Annotated in this window: 13 protein-coding genes and 1 riboswitch; of the genes, 8 read left to right on the top strand and 5 right to left on the bottom strand. The window is 73.4% G+C overall.

The annotated features are described in order from the left end of the window. Nucleotides 1-127: 127 nt before the first annotated feature. Complete coding sequence (locus KSE_RS25125) at nt 128-895, bottom strand: enhanced serine sensitivity protein SseB (protein ID WP_014138167.1); 768 nt, start codon at nt 893-895, stop codon at nt 128-130. A 139-nt stretch (nt 896-1,034) separates the two neighbouring features. Then, a riboswitch (glycine riboswitch) is annotated at nt 1,035-1,138 on the top strand. A gap of 152 nt (nt 1,139-1,290) precedes the next feature. Between KSE_RS25125 and gcvT the strand changes: the two genes are divergently transcribed. The 4 genes from gcvT to KSE_RS25105 all read left to right on the top strand — a co-directional run bounded on the left by gcvT (nt 1,291) and on the right by KSE_RS25105 (nt 5,694). After that, nucleotides 1,291-2,409: a glycine cleavage system aminomethyltransferase GcvT gene (gcvT, locus tag KSE_RS25120; RefSeq protein WP_014138166.1), complete on the top strand. Its 1,119-nt coding sequence runs from the start codon at nt 1,291-1,293 to the stop codon at nt 2,407-2,409. Between the two features lie 90 nt (nt 2,410-2,499). Further along, entirely contained in the window at nt 2,500-2,874 is a 375-nt protein-coding gene (gene gcvH, locus KSE_RS25115) for a glycine cleavage system protein GcvH (RefSeq protein WP_014138165.1), read from the top strand. A 16-nt stretch (nt 2,875-2,890) separates the two neighbouring features. Next, nucleotides 2,891-4,159 carry a serine hydroxymethyltransferase gene (locus tag KSE_RS25110; RefSeq protein WP_014138164.1) on the top strand — a complete coding sequence of 423 codons (1,269 nt, stop codon included), beginning with the start codon at nt 2,891-2,893 and terminating at the stop codon, nt 4,157-4,159. Between the two features lie 167 nt (nt 4,160-4,326). Next, nucleotides 4,327-5,694, top strand: a complete 1,368-nt coding sequence (locus tag KSE_RS25105; protein ID WP_014138163.1) for an L-serine ammonia-lyase — start codon at nt 4,327-4,329, stop codon at nt 5,692-5,694. Nucleotides 5,695-5,941: 247 nt separating this feature from the next. Here the strand turns inward: KSE_RS25105 and KSE_RS25100 are convergent, their stop codons facing one another. The 4 genes from KSE_RS25100 to KSE_RS25085 form a co-directional block, all read right to left on the bottom strand. Continuing rightward, on the bottom strand, nt 5,942-6,472 hold the full coding sequence (locus KSE_RS25100) for an ATP-binding protein (protein WP_081539610.1): 531 nt from the start codon (nt 6,470-6,472) through the stop codon (nt 5,942-5,944). Nucleotides 6,473-6,614: 142 nt separating this feature from the next. After that, complete coding sequence (locus KSE_RS25095) at nt 6,615-7,814, bottom strand: L,D-transpeptidase (RefSeq protein ID WP_033259123.1); 1,200 nt, start codon at nt 7,812-7,814, stop codon at nt 6,615-6,617. A 175-nt stretch (nt 7,815-7,989) separates the two neighbouring features. Continuing rightward, entirely contained in the window at nt 7,990-9,249 is a 1,260-nt protein-coding gene (locus KSE_RS25090; RefSeq protein WP_014138160.1) for a L,D-transpeptidase, read from the bottom strand. A gap of 167 nt (nt 9,250-9,416) precedes the next feature. Then, nucleotides 9,417-10,634, bottom strand: coding sequence for a L,D-transpeptidase (locus KSE_RS25085; protein ID WP_014138159.1), 1,218 nt, complete (start codon nt 10,632-10,634; stop codon nt 9,417-9,419). Between the two features lie 213 nt (nt 10,635-10,847). Here KSE_RS25085 and glgX point away from each other — a divergent pair, with 213 nt between their 5' ends. The 4 genes from glgX to KSE_RS25065 all read left to right on the top strand — a co-directional run bounded on the left by glgX (nt 10,848) and on the right by KSE_RS25065 (nt 18,593). Next, nucleotides 10,848-13,028: a glycogen debranching protein GlgX gene (glgX, locus tag KSE_RS25080; protein WP_014138158.1), complete on the top strand. Its 2,181-nt coding sequence runs from the start codon at nt 10,848-10,850 to the stop codon at nt 13,026-13,028. A gap of 130 nt (nt 13,029-13,158) precedes the next feature. Then, nucleotides 13,159-15,003: an ABC transporter ATP-binding protein gene (locus tag KSE_RS25075; RefSeq protein WP_014138157.1), complete on the top strand. Its 1,845-nt coding sequence runs from the start codon at nt 13,159-13,161 to the stop codon at nt 15,001-15,003. Further along, nucleotides 15,000-16,832, top strand: a complete 1,833-nt coding sequence (locus KSE_RS25070; RefSeq protein WP_014138156.1) for an ABC transporter ATP-binding protein — start codon at nt 15,000-15,002, stop codon at nt 16,830-16,832. The genes KSE_RS25075 and KSE_RS25070 overlap by 4 nt, the downstream gene beginning before the upstream one ends. Before the next feature lie 276 nt (nt 16,833-17,108). Further along, nucleotides 17,109-18,593 (top strand): amino acid permease, encoded by a 1,485-nt coding sequence (locus KSE_RS25065; RefSeq protein WP_014138155.1) that lies wholly within the window; start codon nt 17,109-17,111, stop codon nt 18,591-18,593. The last annotated feature ends 94 nt before the right edge of the window (nt 18,594-18,687 follow it).

Raw genomic sequence — 18,687 nt, 5'->3', positions numbered from 1 at the left:
TCGCCGCCCTACTCTCTTCAGTCCGCGCGCCACCGCGCGCCGGTCCGCTGTGCCGGGGCAACCCTATGGGGCGCACCCGGCGGCCGTCATGCCGCCGGGCCCGGGGAAACCGGCCGGATCCGCGCGGTCACGGACGGACGTAGAAGGGCTGTACCCGTCCCACCATCCAGTCCGCCACCGGGTCGGCGACCAGGTCGAGCAGCACCAGGTGGACGCCCCAGCCCGGCGGGGCGGTTCCGAGGGCGCGGCCGAGCGCGGTGTTGACCTCGGCCGGGTCGGCCGGGGCCGCCGGGTCGAGCTGCACGCCGACGTACAGCAGGGTCGGCTCGCCCTCCACCCGGGCCAGCGCCCGACGGGCCGTCAGCACCCCGGGCAGCGCGACGAGTTCGCCGGTCGCGGCGGCCAGGAAGGCGAACGGCTCCTGGTGCGGCTCGGGCTCCTTGAGCGCCACCCGGGCGCCCTCGGTGACGCCCTGCGCCTCCCACTGCTCGCCGCGCGGCCCGCGCCGCAGCTCGCCGACGCCCTCCGGCGGCACCGGGATGCCCACCGGCGCCTCCGGGTTGACCGCGATGCCGATGCCCAGCGGCAGTCCGCGGGCGAACTCCCACATCGGGGCGATCGCGAACGGGATGCCCGGGCAGTGCCGCAGGTACTGCTCCTGCGAGGAGTACACCGGGACGTACGGCGCGCCGGCCAGTTCAAGCGTCGGCAGGTCCAGCGAGTCGGCGTCCGGCGCGGTCCCGGACGGCAGCGGGATCCACACCTGGCTGCGCGCCAGCACCTCGATCACCCGGGGCGTCGCCCCCGGGTCGCCCAGGGCGGCCGTCAGCACCTGCTCCAGCTCGTTGGCCGGCCAGGCCCCGCCCTCCAGCGCCCCGTCCAGCGGGAACCCCATCTCGCCCCTCCACATCCGCGGTCGCGACCAGGTTAGCGGCGCGCGGGAGGGGCCCGGGGCCGGGTCCGGTCGGTCCCCACTCCCGCGAGCGGCCCCCGGCATGCCATGATGGGCCCGCCCAAACTTCATACCGGCCGCTCGAACCCGCGCGGGAGAGCCGGAACGGCCTGCTCAGGCCGCGACCGGCGCCGAAGGAGCAAGTCCTCCCCGGAATCTCTCAGGCACCCCTACCGCCCGGGCTAGGCAGATCTGGAAAGTGGACACGGCCGCGCCGTGCGCCCACCCACGGTGCAAGCCGCCATCCTGTTCAGGGTGGCGGCGAAGCTCTCAGGTTCGACGACAGATGGGGGAGAACCGCCCCAGCCTGCCCGTTTCCAGATCCCGGGAGTCCTGTCGTGTCCCTCCGCCTGACCGCGCTCGACGCGCTGCACCGCTCGCTCGGCGCCACCATGACCGACTTCGCCGGCTGGGACATGCCGCTGCGCTACGGCAGCGAGCGCGAGGAGCACCTCGCCGTCCGCACCCGGGCCGGCCTGTTCGACCTCTCGCACATGGGCGAGATCACCGTCTCCGGCCCGCAGGCCGGCGAGCTGCTCGACCACGCGCTGGTCGGCTTCATCTCGGCGCTCGGCGTGCTGCGCGCCCGCTACACGATGATCTGTCGCGAGGACGGCGGCATCCTGGACGACCTGATCGTCTACCGCACCGCCGAGGACGAGTACCTGGTGGTCGCCAACGCCTCCAACGCCCAGGTGGTGCTGGACGCGCTGACCGAGCGCGCGGCCGGCTTCGACGCCGTGGTCCGCGACGACCGGGACGCCTACGCGCTGCTCGCCGTCCAGGGCCCGGAGGCCAACGGCATCCTGGCCAAGCTGACCGACGCCGACCTGCCCGGCCTCAAGTACTACGCCCTGCTGCCCGCCACCGTGGCCGGCCGCGAGGTCTGGCTGGCCCGCACCGGCTACACCGGCGAGGACGGCTTCGAGGTGTTCTGCGCCCCGGCCGACGCCGCGCACCTGTGGACCGCGCTGACCGAGGCCGGCACCGCCGAGGGCCTGGTCCCGTGCGGCCTGTCCTGCCGCGACACGCTGCGCCTGGAGGCCGGCATGCCGCTGTACGGGCACGAGCTGTCCACCGAGCTGACCCCGTTCGACGCGGGCCTGGGCCGGGTGGTGCGCTTCGACAAGACCACCAACGACGGCGCCTTCGTCGGCCGCAAGGCGCTGGAGGAGGCCGCGGCGCAGGCCGAGCTCAACCCGCCGCGCAAGCTGGTCGGCCTGGTCTCCGAGGGCAAGCGCGTCCCGCGCGCCGAGTACGCCGTGGTGGACGCCGAGGGCGCCGCGATCGGCCGGATCACCTCCGGCTCGCCGTCCCCGACCCTGGGCAAGCCGATCGCCATCGCCTACCTGGACGCCGCGCACGCCGAGCCCGGCAGCACCGTCGCGGTGGACGTCCGCGGCAAGGCCGAGCCGGTCCAGGTCGTCGCGCTGCCGTTCTACAAGCGCGCCCGCTGAGCGGTTCCCGCCCCCGAACAGTCCTCTTCCGGTCCGTCCGCCCAGCGGACGGCCGCGCCCTCCCCTTTCGCGATCCTGGAGAATGACGTCATGAGCAACCCCACGCACCTGCAGTACACCAAGGAGCACGAGTGGCTGACCGCCGCCGTGGACGGGGTGTCGACGGTGGGCATCACCGCGCACGCGGCCGACGCCCTCGGTGACATCGTGTACGTCCAGCTCCCCGAGGTGGGTGACACCGTCACCGCGGGTGAGACCTGTGGCGAGCTCGAGTCCACCAAGTCGGTCAGCGACCTGTACTCCCCCGCCACCGGCGAGGTGACCGAGGTCAACCAGGCCGTCATCGACGAGCCGGCCCTGGTCAACTCGGCCCCCTTCGAGGGTGGCTGGCTGTTCAAGGTCCGCGTCGAGGCGACCGACGAGCTGCTCGACGCCGACGGCTACACCGCCTTCACCGGCGCCTGACCGGGAGACCCCCCTGATGACGGTTCTCAACCAGTCCCTGCACGCGCTCGACCCGGAGATCGCCGCCGCGGTCGACGCCGAGCTGCACCGCCAGCAGACCACCCTGGAAATGATCGCCTCCGAGAACTTCGCCCCGGTGGCGGTCATGGAGGCCCAGGGCTCGGTGCTCACCAACAAGTACGCCGAGGGCTACCCCGGCCGCCGCTACTACGGCGGCTGCGAGCACGTCGACGTGGTCGAGCAGATCGCCATCGACCGGATCAAGGAGCTGTTCGGCGCCGAGCACGCCAACGTGCAGCCGCACTCCGGCGCGCAGGCGAACGCGGCGGCGATGTTCGCGCTGATCCAGCCGGGCGACACCATCCTGGGCCTGAACCTGGCCCACGGCGGCCACCTGACCCACGGCATGAAGATCAACTTCTCCGGCAAGCTCTACAACGTGGCCGCGTACCACGTGGACGAGAAGACCGGCCAGGTCGACATGGCCGAGGTCGAGCGCCTCGCCAAGGAGCACCAGCCCAAGCTGATCATCGCCGGCTGGTCCGCCTACCCGCGCCAGCTGGACTTCGCCGAGTTCCGCCGCGTCGCGGACGAGGTCGGCGCCCTGCTGATGGTCGACATGGCGCACTTCGCCGGCCTGGTCGCCGCCGGGCTGCACCCCTCCCCGGTGCCGTACGCGGACGTGGTCACCACCACCACGCACAAGACCCTGGGCGGCCCGCGCGGCGGCGTCATCCTCTCCAAGGCCGAGTGGGCCAAGAAGATCAACTCCGCGGTCTTCCCCGGCCAGCAGGGCGGCCCGCTGGAGCACGTGATCGCCGCCAAGGCCGTCGCGTTCAAGGTCGCGGCCTCCGAGGAGTTCAAGGAGCGCCAGCGCCGCACCCTGGAGGGCGCGAAGATCCTCGCCGAGCGCCTGCTCCAGGACGACGTCACCGCCTCCGGCGTCTCCGTGCTGTCCGGCGGCACCGACGTCCACCTGGTGCTGGTCGACCTGCGCAACAGCGAGCTCAACGGCCAGGACGCCGAGGACCGCCTGCACGAGGTCGGCATCACGGTCAACCGCAACGCCGTCCCGAACGACCCGCGCCCGCCGATGGTCACCTCCGGCCTGCGCGTCGGCACCCCGGCGCTGGCCACCCGCGGCTTCGACGCCGACGACTTCCGCGAGGTCGCGGACGTCATCGCCGAGACCCTGAAGCCGGGCTTCGACGAGGCCAAGGCCGAGTCGCTCAAGGCCCGGGTGACCGCGCTCGCGGCGAAGCACCCGCTCTACCCGGAGCTGTAGGACCCGCACCCCGCTCGTCCGGCCCGCCCGACCGGCAGGCCCACCCGAGCCCTCCCGGGGCACCGCGCACACTGGAGACGTGCGCGCGGTGCCCCGTTCCATGCGCGCACCCGCCCCGACCGGGCGGGTAAGCACCCCACCACGAGACCGGACAAGGACGTCACCCCGTGGCCCTCAGCGTCTTCGACCTCTTCTCCATCGGCATCGGCCCCTCCTCCTCGCACACGGTCGGCCCGATGCGGGCGGCCCGGATGTTCGCCCGCCGCCTCAACTCCGAGGGCCTGCTCGACCGGGTCGCCTCCGTCCGGGCCGAGCTGTACGGCTCGCTCGGCGCCACCGGCCACGGCCACGGCACCCCCAAGGCCGTCCTGCTCGGCCTGGAGGGCTACTCCCCCCGCACGGTCGACGTCGACCGCGCCGACCTCGACGTCGAGCGGATCCGCGCCGAGAAGCGGCTCAGCCTGCTCGGCCGCCACCCGATCCCGTTCGACCCGGACCAGCACCTCGTCCTGCACCGCCGCAAGGCCCTCCCGTACCACGCCAACGGCATGGCGCTGTGGGCCCACGACGCGGCCGGCGAGCCGCTGCTGGAGAAGACCTACTACTCGGTCGGCGGCGGCTTCGTGGTCGACGAGGACGCCATCGGCGAGGCCCGGGTCAAGCCCGACGACACCGTGCTGCGCCACCCGTTCCGCACCGGCGAGGAGCTGCTGCGGCTGACCCGGGAGACCGGCCTGTCCATCTCCGGCCTGATGCTGGAGAACGAGAAGGCCTGGCGCACCGAGGACGAGATCCGCACCGGCCTGCTGGAGATCTGGGCCGTCATGAAGGAGTGCGTCGCGGCCGGCATGGCCCGCGAGGGCATCCTGCCGGGCGGCCTCAAGGTCCGCCGCCGGGCCGCCAGCGCGGCCCGCGCGCTGCGCGCCGAGGGCATCGGGCCGGGCAACGCGATGGAGTGGGTGACCCTCTACGCGATGGCCGTCAACGAGGAGAACGCCTCCGGCCGCCGGGTGGTCACCGCGCCCACCAACGGCGCGGCGGGCATCATCCCGGCCGTCCTGCACTACTACCTGAACTTCATTCCGGGCGCGGACGAGGACGGCATCGTCCGCTTCCTGCTGGCGGCCGGCGCGATCGGCATGCTCTTCAAGGAGAACGCCTCCATCTCCGGCGCCGAGGTCGGCTGCCAGGGCGAGGTCGGCTCCGCCTGCTCGATGGCCGCCGGCGGCCTCGCCGAGGTCCTCGGCGGCAGCCCCGAGCAGGTCGAGAACGCCGCCGAGATCGGCATCGAGCACAACCTCGGCCTCACCTGCGACCCGGTCGGCGGCCTGGTCCAGATCCCCTGCATCGAGCGCAACGGCATGGCCTCCGTGAAGGCCGTCACCGCCGCCCGGATGGCCCTCCGCGGCGACGGCCGGCACCACGTCTCGCTCGACAAGGCGATCAAGACCATGAAGGAGACCGGCGCCGACATGAAGATCAAGTACAAGGAGACCAGCCGCGGCGGCCTCGCCGTCAACGTCATCGAGTGCTGATCCCCGGGCCCGCTCGGGGCGCGCGGCGCCCCCGGAAACGGTACGGGGCCCCTGTCCGCGGTTGTTCGCGGTCCGGGGCCCCCGTGCGTCCTCCGGCGGCCAAGGGGGTGCGTGCCGGCGGAGGGAAGATGCCGGGTTGTGCTGCCCGACTTGCATGACTATCGCACGCTATGCACGGGCCGACAAAATTGAAACCAAGGTCTGTGCTTCAGTTCACCTTCGGAAGCCAGGCAAGGCGGGGGCGGGCTCAGAGCCCGGCGGCGGCGATCGCGGCGGCGCGCTCGCGGATCCTCATCTCGAACCAGACGCCCTTGCCGCGCGGCAGCAGGTCCGCGCCCCAGCGGTCGGCGATCGCCTCCACCAGCCGCAGGCCGTGGCCGTTGGGGTGGAAGACCTCGGGGGAGGCGATCAGGCAGGGCAGGGCGCGCGAGGAGTCCCGGACCTCGATCCGCAGCCACCCGGGGCGGCGGGTCACCTTGAGTCCGATCATCCGGCCCCCGGCATGCCGGATCGCGTTGGCCACCAGTTCACCCGTCAGCAACTCCCCGGCCTCCAGCAGCTGGTGGAGTTTCCAGGTCCGTAAGACCGAGAGCACCAGCCGCCGGGCCACTCCGGCCGACTCCGGGCGGGAGGGCAGTCGCACCTCCTCGGCCGCGTCGGGATCGCTGAGCACGCCGAAGAAGAGGTGTTCCATCTCCTCCGGCGTCAGCCGCTCCAGGTCGGCCAGCACCACGCCGGCGCCGAACCCTGACGGTTCGTCACCTCTGGTGCCGGCCACGGGAAGTGATGACCGCTCCGCTTCGCCCCATGCCGCCATGCACCCCATCATTGCGGAACGCGAGCGGCCGCGTACGGACAATGAGCAAACGATCACTATTCGGCTGGCATATGCCGTCAGCAACCGAACGGACGTCCGAGCGTCACCACTGCGCCCACGGGGTGTTCCAACCGCTCAGCCCGTTCTCGATGGAGACCACCGGGCCCTTGGAGTTGACCACCTTGAACACGTCCCCGACCATGCTGGAGTTGTAGAGCTTGCCCGCCGGGGCGCTGTCGCTGCCCTTCGCGGTGTCGGTGACGCCGATGCAGCCGTGGCTGCCGTTGGAGCGGCCGATCACGCCCGCGCTCCACGAGTTGCCGTGCACGTAGGTGCCGGAGTCCGTCAACCTCATGGCGTGCGGAACCACCAGGTCGTACTCGTCGCCGGAACCCGTCTTGGTGACGCCGGCCGAGGTCATCCGGGTGGTGCCCTCCATCGCCTCGACCACCATGGTGCCGTTCCAGGTGTCGTACCCGGGCTTGCCGGCGGTGAACTCGACGGTGTCGACCTGCTGGCCGTCCCGGACGACCGCCATCTCGTGGGTGTCGACGTCGACGGTGGAGATCTGCGAGCGGCCGATGGTGAACGGCTCGTCCTTGTCCACGTCGCCGTAGACGCCGGGCGAGGTCTCCACGCTCTTCAGCTTGTAGTGGATGGTGACCTTGGTGCCGGCCTTCCAGAAGTTCTCCGGCCGGAAGTCGATCCGCTGGGCGTCGATCCAGTGGCCGCGCACCGCGGTGCCGTCGGAGGTCTCGAAGGTGATGCCGGCCTTGACCGCGTCCTTGTTGGTGACGGGCTTCTTGAACCGGACCGAGACGATCATGCCGACGCCGTAGGTCTCGTTGTCGGCGATGTTGTCGCTGGTGCCCACCTCCTTCTCGGGGGTGAGCGTGGTGAAGCCGGAGCGCGCGTTGGCGACCACGCCCTTGGCGTCCTCGGCGAGCGCGTCCACGGTGTAGGCGGTGGCGACCTGGAGGCCGCCGGCGGGGGCCCAGCCGGTGCCGTCGGCGGTGATCTCGCCGGGGACCGCGGTGCCGTCCGGGCCGGTGACCTTGACCGAGGTGAGCTTGCCGTTGCCGGCGGTGACCTTGAGCTCGCCGGTCGGCTTGACGCCGGTGCTGCCGTCGGCGGGTGCGATCGCGATGGTCGCGGCGGAGACCGCGGGCTTGGTGTCGCTCGGGCTGGCGGTGGCGGCCGGGCTCTTCGGGCCGTCCGCCTTGGCCTGGTCGGTGCTGCAGCCGGTCGTCGCCATCAGGGCCAGCGCCCCCGCCAGCGCCCCCGCCAGGTATCCCCCGCGCATCGCCTTCACGTTCCGCTCTCCCCACGCAGCCCGCCTGTCGGGTGACAGGTCTTTCGGTTGATAGGACGGGTCGGCGGCGGGAAACGTTGCGGGGCGAGTGTCCCGGTACGGTCACGAACGGTCGACGGCCCGGTGGTCGGAGGACCACCGGGCCGTCGGCGCGCGCGGGGCGCGGTTACCACTTGCTCCACGGGATCGTCCAGCCGCTCCAGCCGTTGTCGCCGGCGACCGTCTGGCCCTTGGAGTTCTGGATCTTCACCACGTCGCCGATGATCGAGGAGTTGAAGAACTTGCCCGCCGAGGTGCTGTCGCCGCCGCCCTTGACGTCGGCCATGCCGACGCAGCCGTGGCTGGCGTTGGACTTGCCGAAGGCGCTGCTCCAGTAGTTGCCGTGCACGTAGGTGCCGCTGGTGGTCAGGCGCATCGCGTGCGGCACGTCCGGGACGTCGTACTCGTCGCCCTTGATGTTGGAGACGGTCGCCGAGTTCATCCGGGTGACCTTCTCCTTGGCGGAGATCACCATGGTGCCGTTCCACGAGGCGTTCTGGTCGTTGCCCGCGGTGATCGGGATGGTCTCGGTCTTGCCGCTGCCCCGGTCCACCGTCATGGTGTGGGCGGCGGCGTCGACCGTGGAGACCTGGTAGCGGCCGATGGTGAACGGCTCGTCCTTGTCGATGTCGCCGTAGACGCCGGGCGACACCTCGACGTTCTTGAGGCGGTACTTGACCGTCACCTTGGTGCCGGGCGCCCAGTACTTCTCCGGGCGGAAGTCCAGTCGGCGGTCGCCGAACCAGTGGCCCTTGGCGACCGTGCCGTCGGAGCCGGTGACGGTGACGCCCGCCACCACCGCCTCCTTGTTCTTGATCGCCTTGCCGAAGTTGACCGAGACGATCATGCCGACGCCGTAGGTGCCGTTGTCGGCGATGTTGTCGTTGGTCGAGGCGGTCTTCGCCGGGGTCAGCGTGGTGAAGGTGCTGCTGGAGGCCGCCACCAGGCCGGCCGCGTCGGTCGCCTGGGCGGCGACCGTGTAGGTGGTGCCGACGGTCAGCTGGCCGGTGGGCTTCCAGCTCAGGCCGTCGTCGGAGATCTTGCCCTCGACCGCCTTGCCGTTCTTGTCGGCGACCTCGACGGTGGTCAGCTTGCCGCCGGCCACCGCGATCTTGACGCCGTCCTTCGGGTCGACGTCGGCCGCCCCGTTCGCCGGGGTGACGGTCAGCTGGGCGGTCGAGACCTTCGGCGCGGCGTCCGCGCCGGCCGAGGCGCTGCTGCCGCCGCCGCTCCCGCCCCCGGCGTCGGTCGAACCGGCGCCGCCGCCACCGCTGTTGCAGGCCGCCGTGCCGAGCAGCAGCGCGCCGCCCACCAGCAGGGCCGCCGCGGACCGTCCGGCCCGGCGTCCGCGCCGTGCCACCGCCCCGGCCTCGTGAACCGTCTCCACCGCTGTTGCTCCCCTCCCGGTATTCCCGGCGAGTTACACGTCTTGACGCCCGGGTTCGGTTGCACCGGGTCGCCGCGATCTGAACCGCCGTGCCGTCCGGCTCGTTCGCGAGCGGCCAGGATAACCGCCGGGCCTGAGTGGAACTCCGGCGGGAGCGGGGTGCGGGTTCAGTGAACCCCGGGGGCTGCGAGCGCGCTCCCGGCGGTCCACTGCCGCCAGGGCAGGTTCCAGTCGCCGAGGCCGTTGTCGGGGGCGACCGGCTCGCCGCGCGAGCCGCGCACCTCGACCACGTCGCCGACCATGGTGTGCCGGTAGAACCAGCCCGCCGGGGAGTCGTCCGAGCCGCCCTTGGCGTCGGCCAGGCCGATGCAGCCGTGGCTGGTGTTGGCGGCGCCGAAGACGGCCCGGTCGGTCCAGTAGTTGCCGTGCACGAAGGTGCCGGAGGCGGTCAGCCGGAGCGCGTGCGGGACGTCCTTGATGTCGTACTCGTCGCCGAGGCCGACCGTCCGGGAGTTCATCCTGGTCACCTCGAAGCGCTCGGAGACCACCATCGCGCCGAGGTAGCTGGCGTGCTCGGGGCTGCCGCCGCTGACCGGCAGCACCCGCAGCACCCGGCCGTCCTCGCGGACGGTCATGGTGTGGGCGTCCAGGTCGACGGCGGCGACCAACGAGCGGCCGACGGTGAAGCGGACGTCCTTGTCCTGGGTGCCGAGGTAGCCGGGCGCGCCCTCGACGTCCTTCAGCCGCAGCAGCAGGGTGACCTTCGTGCCGGCCGGCCAGTACGCCCGGGGGCGGAAGTCGAGCCGCTGGTCGCCGAACCAGTGCGGGGCGATCTCCAGCGGCGGGTCGGCGGTGACCGCGATCGCCTTCTCGACGGCGGCCCGGTCGGTGATCGGGTGCGAGAAGCGCAGCGTGACGGGCATGCCGACGCCGACGGTCGAGCCGTCCTCGGGGCTGAAGAAGCCGACGAAGGTGTGCTCGGGGGCGACGGTGGTGAAGCCGGCGTGCTGGACGGCGCGCAGGCCGGCGCCGTCCTCGGCGACCGCGTCCAGGGTGTAGGCGGTGGCGGTGGCGAGCCGGCGGTCCGGGGTCCAGCCGGTGCGGTCGGGGGTGAGCGTGCCGGGGACGTCGGCGCCCCGGCCGTCGGTGAGCCGGACGGTCAGCAGCCGGCCCTCGGCCACCTCGACCCGGACCGCGCCGTCCACCGGGACGTCCTGCGCGCCGTCGCCCGGCCCGACCGCGAGCCGGGCCCGGGAGACCGGCGGGGCCGCGTCGCCGGGCGGCCGGTCACCGCCGTCACCGCCGTCGCCGCCGGAGCAGCCGGTCAGCAGGACCAGTCCGGCCGCCGCCGCCCGCCGTGCCCAGAGCCGTACCGCGGCGCGCATGCCGTCCTCCCGTTTCACCAGCTACCACCCGATACCGGACACAACGAGCGGTTCCGCCTCCCGGACACGGCCGAATGGTTTCCGCACCCTGCTCCGCTGGGCACATGATCGATCACGGTGCGTCACGCTCCCCGACCGGGGGTGACGACGGCCGTCGGACAGGGAACAACGGGAAGAACGGGGACGGGCCCCCGGATCGCTGGGAGGGTCGCCATGACGGCGTGGCAGGAGCTGGACGCACGGGCGGCTCGGGAGCCGGGCCCGGCCGCCTTCCGGGCCGGCGCGGAGCCGTGGCCGGGCGGCTGGCAGCCGCTGGGCGCCCGGTTCCGCACCGGCCCGGAAGGCGGCCGGGGCACCAACTTCGCGCTCTGGGCGCCGGGCGCGGAGGCCGTCGACCTGTGCCTGTTCGACGAGCGCGGCGCGGAGTCCCGGCACCGGCTGTCCGAGCAGACGTACCAGACCTGGCACGGCTACCTGCCGGGCGTGCTGCCCGGCACCCGCTACGGCTTCCGGGTGCACGGCCGGTGGGACCCGTGGACCGGCGCCCGGTTCAACCCGGCCAAGCTGCTGCTCGACCCGTACGCCCGGGCGATCGACGGCGCGTACACGGCCCACGACGCGACCTGCGGCGCCGTCCGGAACTGGCCCGAGCCGGAGGTCGCCGACACCGTCCGGGACGACCGGGACTCCGCGCCGTACGTGCCCAAGGCCGTGGTGGTGCACGACGCCGACGACTGGTACGACGACCAGCGGCCGAAGACGCCGTGGGCCGAGACGGTGCTGTACGAGCTGCACGTGCGCGGCTTCACCATGCGCCACCCGGACGTCCCGCCGGAGCTGCGCGGCACCTACGCGGGGCTGGCGCACCCGGCGGCGGTCGCGCACCTGGTGCGGCTGGGGGTGACGGCGGTGGAGCTGCTGCCGGTGCACCACCACGTCAGCGAGGACCACCTGCAGGCCCGCGGCCTGGTCAACTACTGGGGCTACAACACGCTCGGCTACTTCGCCCCGCACGCGGGCTACGCGGCGAGCGGCAGCCGGGGCCAGCAGGTCGGCGAGTTCAAGCGGATGGTGCGGGCGCTGCACGCGGCCGGCATCGAGGTGATCCTCGACGTGGTCTACAACCACACCGCCGAGCAGGGCGTGATGGGCCCGACGCTGTCCCTGCGCGGCATCGACAACGCGGGCTACTACCGGCCGGACCGCTCGCGCCGCGGCTACGCGGACTACACCGGCTGCGGCAACACGCTGGACACCCGCCGCCCGCAGGTGATCCGGCTGATCACCGACTCGCTGCGGTACTGGGTCGCCGAGATGGGCGTGGACGGCTTCCGCTTCGACCTGGCGGCCGCGCTGGCCCGCGGCGGCGACGGCGTGGAGATGGAGCACCCGTTCCTGGCCGCCGTCTCGCAGGACCCGCTGCTGAGCCGGGTCAAGCTGATCGCCGAGCCGTGGGACGTCGGCCCGGGCGGCTACCAGGTGGGCGGCTTCCCGCCGCTGTGGGGCGAGTGGAACGACCACTACCGGGACACCGTCCGGGACTTCTGGCGCGGCGCCCGGCCGGACGTCCGCGAGCTGGCGACCCGGCTGTCCGGCTCCTCCGACCTGTACCAGCGCGGCGGCCGCCGCCCGTACGCCTCGGTCAACTTCGTCACCGCGCACGACGGCTTCACGCTGCGCGACCTGGTCAGCTACGACCGCAAGCACAACGGCGCCAACGGCGAGGACAACCGGGACGGCACCGACGACAACCGGTCCTGGAACCACGGCGCGGAGGGCGAGAGCGACGACCCGGCCATCCGCTCGCTGCGGGTGCGCCAGCTGCGCAACCTGCTGACCACGCTGCTGCTCTCCAGCGGGGTGCCGATGCTGACCGCGGGCGACGAGCTGGGCCGCACCCAGGGCGGCAACAACAACGCGTACTGCCAGGACGACGAGACCAGTTGGCTGGACTGGTCGCTGCTCGGCGACCCGGACTGGCGCTCGCTGACCGAGCTGACCGCCAAGCTGGTGCACCTGCGCCGGGCCCACCCGGTGCTGCGGCAGCGGGCGTTCTTCTCCGGCCGCCCGGCCGGCCCGGACGGGCGGCGCGACCTGGCCTGGCTGACCCCGGCGGGCACCGAGATGACCGACGCGGACTGGTTCTCGCCGGGGCAGGCGCTGGCGATGCGGCTGTCCGGCAGCGCGATGTCCGAGCGCGACCAGCGCGGCCGCCCGCTGCGGGACGCCGACTTCCTGCTGCTGCTGAACGCGTCCGCCGAGCCGCGGCGCTTCACCCTGCCCGGCCCGCACGTCCCGGTGCTGGACACCGCGCTGGCCGGCGACCCGGACCCGCGGCCGGTCGACGAGGTGCTGCTGACCGGCCGTTCGGCGGTGCTGCTGACGGCGGGCTGACGGCGGGACGGGACGGGCGGGACGGGACGGGCGGGACGGCCGCGGGGGTGCCCCGGCCTGGCCGGTTCTCGCCGACAGGGGCAAAAAACCGGATGAGAAATGTCAGCGCCTGCGTCTACCCTGCTCGGCGATGGCCGAGAACCAGAACCCCGCTCCGCCCACCCCCGCGGAACCGAACACCCCGTCAACCGACGGCACGACCACACCGCCCGCACCGGCACCCCGGTCCGCGGTGCGCTCGCTGCTGCGCCTGTGGCCCTACGCCCGCGAGGCCCGCTGGCGGATCTTCGGCTCGATGGCGGCCGCCGGGCTGGCCTCGCTCAGCGTGCTGGCCGTCCCGATCGTGCTGCGCCGGATCGTCGACGGCCCGGTCGCCCACCACGACCTGTCCGGCCTGTGGCCGCTGGCCGGCGCCCTGCTGCTGCTCGGCGTCGCCGAGGCGGTGCTGTTCGGCGTCCGCCGGGTGATCGTGGCCCGCCCGCTGGCCAGGGTCGAGACCCGGCTGCGCGGCGAGCTGTTCGCCAAGCTCCAGCGGCTGCCGATCTCGTTCCACGACCGCTGGCCCTCCGGCCAGCTGCTCTCCCGGGCCACCTCGGACCTGTTCGTGCTGCGGCTGTTCCTGGCCTTCCCGCTGGTCTTCCTGGTCGTCAACTCGACGGTCTTCCTGACCGGCACCGCGCTGATGTTCGTGCTGGACTGGCGGCTCGCCCTGATCACCCTGGTCCCGGCGGTCCCGCTGATGTTCTACACCCGCCGCTTCGAGGCCGGGTACTCCGCGGCCTCCCGGCTGGCCCAGGACCAGAACGGCGACCTGGCCACCGTGGTCGAGGAGTCGGTGCTCGGCATCCGGATCCTCAAGGCCTTCGGCCGGCACCGCACCATGGCCGAGGAGTTCCGGGCCCGCAGCGCCGAGCTGCGCGAGACCGAGCTGCGCAAGGCCGGCCTGCTGGGCAACCTGTGGGCGGCCATCGTCGGCCTGCCCGAGCTGGCCCTCGGCGGCGCGCTGGCCACCGGCGCCGTCCTGGTCGCGCACGACCAGCTCTCGGTCGGCACCCTGGTCGCCTTCCTGTCCACCGCGCTGGCCCTGCGCTGGCCGGTCGAGTCGATCGGCTGGCTGCTCGGCTTCGCCGCCGAGGCCGCCAGCGCCGCCAACCGCTACTTCGAGGTGATGGACGAGCCGGAGCCGGCCGACCCGCCGTCCGGCCTGGCCCCGGCCGAGGAGCGCGGCATCCGCTTCGCCGGCGTCCGCTTCCGCTACCCGGACGCCCCGGCCGGCAGCCCCGACCTGCTGGCCGGCGTCGACCTGCACGTCCGCCCCGGCGAGACGCTGGCCCTGGTCGGCGCCACCGGCAGCGGCAAGACCACGCTGACCGCGCTGCTCCCCCGGCTGTACGAGCCCACCGCCGGGTCGATCACCCTGGACGGCACCGACGTCCGCGACCTGAGCCGCGCCGAGCTGCGCCGCCGGGTCGCCGTCGCCTTCGAGGAGCCGACGCTGTTCTCCGCCACCGTCCGGGAGAACGTCCTGATGGGCGCCCCGGACGCCGAACCCGGGCAGGTCGCGGCGGCCCTCGCCACCGCGCAGGCCGGTTTCGTCGACCGGCTCCCCGAGGGGCTGGACACCGAGGTCGGCGAGCAGGGCCTGAGCCTGTCCGGCGGCCAGCGCCAGCGCCTGGCGCTGGCCCGGGCGGTGGTCGGCGAGCCGCGCTTCCTGGTGCTGGACGACCCGCTCTCCGCGCTGGATGTGCACACCGAGGCGCTGGTCGAGCGCGCCCTGCGCGAGGTGCTGGCCGACACCACCGCCCTGGTCGTGGCGCACCGCCCGTCCACCGTGCTGCTGGCCGACCGGGTCGCGCTGCTGGCCGACGGCCGGATCGCAGCCGTCGGCACCCACCAGGAGCTGCTGCGCTCCTGTCCCGCCTACCGGGCCCTGATGTCCGGAGAGTCCGAGCTGGAAGGGGCGCTGGCCCGATGACCACCGCCGTCGCCGAACCCGCCGTCGCGGAGGACGACCTCCTCCCCCCGGCCGCCGACGACCAGGACATCCCCGTCCCGCCGGGCGCCCCGCGCGCCCTGCTCGGCTCGCTGCTCGCCCCGCACCGCCGCCGGATCGTCGTCGCGGTGCTGACGGTGCTGCTCCAGCAGGCCGCGCTGCAGGCCGGCCCGCTGCTGGTGGCCTACGCCATCGACCGCGGCATCCCGGCCCTGCGCGGGCACGACTCGGGCCCGCTGGTCGCCGTCACCGCCGCCTACCTGGGCTGCGCGCTGCTCGCCACCGCGCTGCAGCGGGCGTTCATCCGGTCCGCCGCCCGGGTCAACCAGGACGTGCTGCTCGACCTGCGCGGCCGGATCTTCCGGCACGCCCAGCGGCTCAGCCTGGACTTCCACGAGCGCTACACCTCCGGCCGGATCATCTCCCGCGCCACCAGCGACGTGGACACCCTGCGCGAGCTGCTCGCCGAGGGCCTGCAGGAACTGCTGATGGTCTGCCTGTCGGTCGGCTACATCACGGTCGTGCTGGTCATCGTCGACTGGCGGCTGGGCCTGGCCTCGCTGGTCTCCTTCCTGCCGATGTACCTGATCGTGCGCTCCTTCCGGCGCCGCTCCCAGCAGGTCTACCGCCGCTCGCGCACCGTCACCGCCGCGCTGATCGTCCGCTTCACCGAGACCATGAACGGCATCCGCCCGGTGCAGGCGTTCCGCCGCGAGGCCGCCAACGACCGGGCCTTCGCGACCGTCAACAGGCAGTCCGCCACCGCGACGGCGGACGGCCTGCTGGAGATGGCCCGGTACGTCTTCCTGTCCCGGCTGACCGCCAACGTCTGGATCACCGGCGTGGTGGTGCTCGGCGCCTTCCTGGTCACCGACGGCAGCCTCGAACTCGGCGTGCTGACCGCCTTCGTGCTCTACCTGCGCCGGCTCTACGACCCGATCGACCAGCTGGCGATGTTCCTGAACAGCTACCAGTCGGCGGCGGCCGCGCTGGAGAAGATGGCCGGCCTGCTCGCCCACGAGCCGTCCGTGCCCGAGCCCGCCGAGCCGGCCGCGCTGCCGGCCGCCACCGGCAAGGGCCGCGAGGTGGCCTTCCGCGGGGTGTCCTTCGCGTACGCCAACGGCAAGCAGGTGCTGCCCGAGTTCGACCTGCTGCTCCCGGCCGGCCGCACCACGGCGGTGGTGGGCGCCACCGGTGCGGGCAAGTCGACGCTGGCCAAGCTGCTGGCCCGGTTCTACGACCCGTCGGCCGGCACGGTCGCGCTGGACGGCGTCGACCTGCGCGGGCTGTCCACCGCCGAGCTGCGGGCGAACGTCGTGATGGTCACCCAGGAGTCCTTCCTGTTCTCCGGGACGGTCGCGGAGAACATCGCGGTCGGCAAGCCGGACGCCACCCGCGCCGAGATCGAGGCGGCCGCCCGCGCGATCGGCGCCCACGCGTTCATCGCCGCCCTGCCGGACGGCTACGACACCGACGTCCGCAAGCGCGGCGGCCGGATCTCGGCCGGCCAGCGCCAACTGGTCGCCTTCGCCCGCGCCCTGCTGGCCGACCCGGCCGTGCTGATCCTCGACGAGGCGACCTCCTCGCTCGACGTCCCGGGCGAGCAGGCGGTCCAGCACGCCATGCGCACCGTGCTGGCCGGCCGGACCGCCGTGATCATCGCCCACCGGCTCTCGACCGTCGAGATCGCCGACCGCGTCCTGGTGATGGACCAGGGCCGGATCGTCGAGGACGACACCCCGGCCGGCCTGATCGCCGCCGCGGGCCGGTTCGCCACCCTCCACCAGACCTGGAAGGACAGCCTGGTCTGAACCGTCAGGGGCTCGGGAAACGGCGAGGCCCGGTCTGCTGACGGTGCACTGCCGTTGCGCGCACCTGCTTCCGGTTCCGTCGAAGACCCGCAGCAGCACGAACCTCCGATGGGCTCCGACCGCCAGCAGCATCGACCCGCCGTTCCCCGGGCCCCTTGAATGCGCTTTCCGTGAGGAGACCGCAACCACCGGGCAACTCCCGGGCAACATCCGGGAATCCGCAGGCCCCTAATTTCTGTCACCCGACAGAAAACGCCTGCGGAAGGCCGGTGCCCCATGACCACCAGCACGACGTCCGCGCCCCCGGCCGCCGTCGCGGCCGACTACCCCCAGCAACTGCACCGCACCATCGGCCGGTTCGGCTCCTTCGCGGCCGGCTTCTCCTTCATCTCGGTGCTCACCACCGTCTTCCAGCTGTTCGCGTTCGGCTACGGCGCGGCCGGCCCGGCCTTCGTCTGGACCTGGCCCGTCGTGCTGCTCGGCCAGCTGCTGGTGGCCGCCTGCTTCGCCGAACTCGCGGCCCGCCACCCGTACTCCGGCGCGATCTACCAGTGGGCGAGCCGGATGGCCGGCCCGGTGTACGGGTGGTTCACGGGCTGGCTCATGGTGCTGGGCCAGGTCGTCGTGGTGGCGGCGGCCGCCCTCGCGTTGCAGGTGGTGCTGCCCGCCCTGTGGTCCGGCTTCCAGCTGCTGGGCGGCGACCCGTCGCCGACCACCGCGAGCGGTGCGGCGAACGCCGTCCTGCTCGGGGCGGTGCTGATCGCGCTGACCACCTTCGTGAACGCCGTGGACAACCGGGTGCTGACGCTGGTCAACGGCGTCGGGGTGGGCGCGGAGATCCTGGGCATCGTGCTGATCGTGGTGGCGCTGTTCGGCCACGCCGAGCAGCCCCCGCGGGAGTTGCTGCATACCGCGCCGGGCAGCGGCGGCGGGTGGGCGCTGCTGGTGGGGGCGTTCACCGCGGCGTACGTGATGATCGGGTTCGACAGCGCGGGCGAGCTCTCCGAGGAGACCCTGGCCCCGCGCCGGACGGCGCCCCGGACGATCCTGACCGCGCTGGCCACCGCGGGCCTGGCCGGCGGGCTGCTGCTGCTCGGCGGGGTGCTGGCCGCGCCGAGCCTGACCGACGGGCGGCTGGCGGCGGAGGGGCTGCCGTACGTGCTGACCAGCCGGCTGGGCGACGGGCTGGGGCGGGTGCTGCTCGCGGACGTCGCGGTCGCGGTGTGCGTCGGGACGCTGGCGATGCAGACGGCGGGCGCCCGGATGGTGTTCTCGATGGCCCGCGACGGCGCGCTGCCGGGGTGGCGCCGCCTGTCCGCGGTCGCGCCGCGCAGCGGGATGCCGCGCTGGGCGGCGCTCGCGGTGGGCGCCCCGGCGGTCGGGTTCCTGCTGCTCGACCTGGCGGCCCCGGCGGCGTTCGTGGCGCTCTCCTCCACCTGCGTGGCCCTGGTGTACGCGGCGTACGCCCTGGTGGTGGGCGCGGTGCTGGTCCGCCGCCTGCGCGGCCTGCCGCTGGGCGAGGGCGCGCCCGCGACGGACGAGACGGGCCGTCCGCTGTTCTCGCTGGGCCGCTGGGGGCTGCCGGTGAACGCGGCGGCGCTGCTGTACGGGGTGGCGATGACGGTGAACCTGGCGTGGCCGCGCGCCGCCGTGTACGACCCGGAGGGCGGCCACTGGTACCTGCGCTGGTTCGCCCTGCTGACCTTCGCCGCCGCCCTCGCCACCGGCGCGGCCTACCGCCTGCGCCGCCGACGCCCCTGACCGCCCACGCCCCCGCCCAAGGCCGCCCGCACCCCGGGCGGCCTCCGCACGTCCGCCGCCCCGCCGCTCCTCTCTCCCCCTCCCCCTCCCCCTC

The sequence above is a fragment of the Kitasatospora setae KM-6054 genome, from assembly GCF_000269985.1.
GTDB lineage: Bacteria > Actinomycetota > Actinomycetes > Streptomycetales > Streptomycetaceae > Kitasatospora > Kitasatospora setae.
The sequence above is the reverse complement of the archived record's forward strand: the minus strand, read 5'-3'. Positions and strand labels throughout refer to the sequence as shown.

Excerpts from the sequence above, each read along its gene's own strand:
- KSE_RS25095 (WP_033259123.1), bottom strand. The coding sequence starts at position 7,814 with ATGCGCGGGGGATACCTGGCGGGGGCGCTGGCGGGGGCGCTGGCCCTG.
- KSE_RS25065 (WP_014138155.1), top strand. The coding sequence starts at position 17,109 with ATGACCACCAGCACGACGTCCGCGCCCCCGGCCGCCGTCGCGGCCGAC.
- KSE_RS25075 (WP_014138157.1), top strand. The coding sequence starts at position 13,159 with ATGGCCGAGAACCAGAACCCCGCTCCGCCCACCCCCGCGGAACCGAAC.
- KSE_RS25070 (WP_014138156.1), top strand. The coding sequence starts at position 15,000 with ATGACCACCGCCGTCGCCGAACCCGCCGTCGCGGAGGACGACCTCCTC.
- glgX (WP_014138158.1), top strand. The coding sequence starts at position 10,848 with ATGACGGCGTGGCAGGAGCTGGACGCACGGGCGGCTCGGGAGCCGGGC.
- gcvH (WP_014138165.1), top strand. The coding sequence starts at position 2,500 with ATGAGCAACCCCACGCACCTGCAGTACACCAAGGAGCACGAGTGGCTG.
- KSE_RS25125 (WP_014138167.1), bottom strand. The coding sequence starts at position 895 with ATGGGGTTCCCGCTGGACGGGGCGCTGGAGGGCGGGGCCTGGCCGGCC.
- KSE_RS25085 (WP_014138159.1), bottom strand. The coding sequence starts at position 10,634 with ATGCGCGCCGCGGTACGGCTCTGGGCACGGCGGGCGGCGGCGGCCGGA.
- KSE_RS25110 (WP_014138164.1), top strand. The coding sequence starts at position 2,891 with ATGACGGTTCTCAACCAGTCCCTGCACGCGCTCGACCCGGAGATCGCC.